Genomic DNA, 3,303 nt, shown 5'->3' on the forward strand with positions numbered 1-3,303 from the left:
GCGCGTGAGAATCCTCTGCTACGAAGCTCCCATTCGATGGCAAGCCATCCTTCATAGTCGCCAGATAACGCAAGTTTCCCGGCTTCGCGCCACATAAGCACGTCACGCTCTCGGGACACACCCTTTCTCCGTGCTTTTGCGCGAAGCATATAGGAGGTCAGGCCGATATTGTCGAGGGACCTGCCCCACCGCTCGCCGCGACCAGAGCACGGACTTCCGCCTCATATTGAGAGATCGTGATGTCGAGCTGACGCAAATATCGGTCAGTTCATTGCCGGGCGTTCGACATCCCGGCGTGCGTTCTTGCCCCATAACTCACGAACGAATTTGATCGTCTCGCCAATCGTCCGGATTTCGATGATTGTGCAACGATGGATCGTGCGCATCGTCTCCGCTCATGGACTGCTCCTGCGAGGCCGGTGGGTTTTGGAGGTGGCAAGGGATCGAAAGCCGCGTTGAGACCACTGAAGCGAATCCGCGCTGAAATCGCCGCGCCACCCAATTCTCGCGAGAGATATATTGTTACATTTTGAGACACTTTTTTTAAATTTTGTGATTTGCTCCATACCGCTAACCTGGGCTCTTTTGGCCGCGAGCCATTCGGGCTTCAGGCATGTTGGGCAGAAAGGGTGGGGGTGTGAAAGGTCGCCAAGAATGGCCGATACGAATACCATTGTCTTGAGCGGTGACTACGGCTACCGCCAATATAAAGCATCCGGTCTCCCCGCCGACACCACTATCGATGCCAGCAAAGCCTCGTGGATTGTCGCCAATCAGGGAAGCTCCACCAACCTCTATCCCTTCGCGGTCGTCAACCCCGGCGACAACCTCGTGGCGTCGGGCGGCACGATCAACGGCACGGTCTCCCAAACCGGCGCCTGGGAGGACGTTTACGTCAACTCCGCCGCAGTCCGCGTGAATTCAGCCCACAACTTTGTCATCGACGACTGGACGATCACCAAGCCCTGGGATGGCATCCGTGTCGGCGGCACTGGCACCTTCCTCATCGAGGATACCTATGTCGGCTACTCACGAGACGACGCGGTCGAGGACGACGACGTCATCGGCGGCACCATCCGGGATTCGCTGTTCGACCACGTGTTTTCCGGAGTGAGCCTTGGCGACGGTGACGTCGATGGGTCTGACAACACGGTCACCATGGATGGCATGCTTCTAGGCATGGGAGAGTATCTTCGCAAAGGCGAGATGACGCACGGTTCGCCGTTCAAACTGGACAAGGGCACAGGCGCTGACGATATCGTTCCTAGCTTGCGCTTCATCGACTGCGTGGTGGCGATCACCGACGTTGACCACAACGGCTTGGAGCGGGTGCAGCGGGCCTGGGACAAGACGGTCGAGTCGCACGGCAATTACTATCTCAACCTCTCCGACACGCCACTGCCGGCGGATTATCCAATGCCGCCCGCCGGCTGGACGGTCCTTCAAGGCCAAGCGGCCCGCGATTACTGGGCCAACGCCAAGGCGGCCTGGCATGCAGCCCATGACGGGACGGACCCGCTGCCGTCATCTCCGACCGTGCCGACCGACCCGCTACCCTCATCTCCGACCCTGCCGACGGACCCGACCCACGGAACGACCGGGAACGATACATTTGTCGGCACTGCCGCGGCCGATACCTTTGATGGCCTGGCTGGCAACGACACATTGCGGGGCAAGGGTGGCAACGACGTGCTGACCGGCGGCGCGGGCCACGACACCTTTGTGTTTGACACCGCCTATGGCGCCGGCAATGTCGACACGCTGACCGACTTCGACGCGGTAAATGACGCGCTCTATCTCGACAACGCCGTCTTCACCCAACTCGGCGCCGGTTCCTCGTCCAGCCCGACGCAGGTGAACTCGTCGTATTTTGAGTTGCGAGAACACGCCACCCATAGCAACGATCACCTGCTCTACAACCGGGCCACGGGCGTCTTGTCCTATGATCCCGACGGCTCGAGATCGGCCCCGCAGGTGGAAATCGCCCACCTGGAGCCCGGAGCGGCACTGACCTATCACGACGTATTCGTCGTTTGATCGTTCATGCGATCGGACCATGGCATGGCGAGGGGCGGGCGCGCCCCCCGCCGTGCCTGGTTCCGACGGTCACCGATCAGAAAGGCGGCGGACGCCGATCAAGTTGCCATAAACGTCGGCCGCATTGATCGCCGCGGATGCGCATGCGCCGGCCTTTGCGGTCGGCGCTGCCATCACCAATTCCAAACCGATCGGGCCGATGGCGGCGACACCATTATCGGCGGCCAGCTTGCTGCGGCGGCGGCGCTATTATTGGAAAACATGTAGCAACCAGAGTTTCACGCCGCCTCGTTCGCAGACGTCATTTTCACTGCCAGCAAACGATTGGCTGACTAGGGCAATTTCGAGGTTTGGACGATTCAATTCTCTGCTTGAGAATCAGACGCTTAGCGCCATCCTGGATTGGTGGTTCCTGGCGTCCCAGCCGAACTGGATGCCCGGTGGATAACTTCCGGTGAAAGTGAGGCTAGGCTGTCAAAAGGTCGCAAGCGATAGCGCGGCTGCTTGGCATGATATATAAACATTGTCTAAAATGATCCTTAACCAAAAGAGACGATTTCGGGGATGCCCAGTTACACGAATAGAAGGGTGCTGTCGAAGAGCGTGGTCGAAATGGGCCTGTTCTCCGCGGTGATGAACACCCTGGTGCTAGTTCTGCCTCTCTACATGCTGCAGGTCTATGATCGGGTGTTGCCCGCCGCCAATTTGGACACGCTCACCTACCTAACATTGCTTGCGCTTTCGACGCTCTTGCTCTTCGGCGTGCTCGAAGTCGTGCGGGGTGTATACGCAAGCCGGCTCGCGGCGCGACTGGATGTCTCTTTGGGCACATCGTCTTTTCTCGCTGCAATGAGTGGCCCTCGCGCTGGCCTCGGCGATGTTCAAGCCTTGCGCGACTTGGCCACCGTGCGAGGCTTCATCGCTTCGAGAACGATTTTCTTTCTCTTCGACCTTCCTTTCGGGCCGATCTTCGTAGGCCTGCTCTATTTCATCCATCCGCTGCTCTTCCTCGTGACGGTCGTCGGGGCGGTTCTCATGGTCGCCATCGCCATGCTGAACCAGGTCGCGAGCTCGCGACCTGGCAAGGAGGCGGCGGAGAGTCTCAACGCCTCGATGAATTCGGCGCAGGCTTTCGCCCGAAACTTCGAAACCGTTCGCGCACTTGGCATGGTGTCCAACGCGATAGAATTCTGGGGCACCCGTTTTTCCGGCTCTCTACACGCCTCGGATGGGCTCGCACGCATCAATGCGTTTTAGGGCGGGGTA

The 3,303-nt window shown here is 59.2% G+C and carries 3 protein-coding genes; 2 read left to right on the top strand and 1 reads right to left on the bottom strand.

What is annotated here, in order from left to right; all coding sequences use genetic code 11:
* Positions 1 to 263 precede the first annotated feature (263 nt).
* The gene (locus EOA60_RS39755) at positions 264 to 386 is read right to left on the bottom strand and encodes a hypothetical protein (protein WP_281060773.1); all 123 of its coding nucleotides are present in this window, start codon (positions 384 to 386) and stop codon (positions 264 to 266) included.
* Positions 387 to 654: 268 nt separating this feature from the next.
* On the opposite strand from EOA60_RS39755, the gene EOA60_RS25155 reads away from it, so the two are divergent.
* Together EOA60_RS25155 and EOA60_RS25160 are read left to right on the top strand one after the other, a co-directional pair.
* A complete protein-coding gene (locus EOA60_RS25155; protein WP_095823789.1) occupies positions 655 to 2,037 on the top strand; it encodes a calcium-binding protein in 1,383 nt (460 codons plus the stop codon).
* 564 nt (positions 2,038 to 2,601) lie between these two features.
* On the top strand, positions 2,602 to 3,294 hold the full coding sequence (locus EOA60_RS25160; RefSeq protein ID WP_128312077.1) for an ABC transporter transmembrane domain-containing protein: 693 nt from the start codon (positions 2,602 to 2,604) through the stop codon (positions 3,292 to 3,294).
* The last annotated feature ends 9 nt before the right edge of the window (positions 3,295 to 3,303 follow it).

Origin of the sequence: Mesorhizobium sp. M1A.F.Ca.IN.020.06.1.1, from assembly GCF_004023265.1 — a bacterium.
Taxonomy (GTDB): Bacteria; Pseudomonadota; Alphaproteobacteria; order Rhizobiales; family Rhizobiaceae; genus Mesorhizobium.

Excerpts from the sequence above, each read along its gene's own strand:
- EOA60_RS39755 (WP_281060773.1), bottom strand. The coding sequence starts at position 386 with ATGCGCACGATCCATCGTTGCACAATCATCGAAATCCGGACGATTGGC.
- EOA60_RS25155 (WP_095823789.1), top strand. The coding sequence starts at position 655 with ATGGCCGATACGAATACCATTGTCTTGAGCGGTGACTACGGCTACCGC.
- EOA60_RS25160 (WP_128312077.1), top strand. The coding sequence starts at position 2,602 with ATGCCCAGTTACACGAATAGAAGGGTGCTGTCGAAGAGCGTGGTCGAA.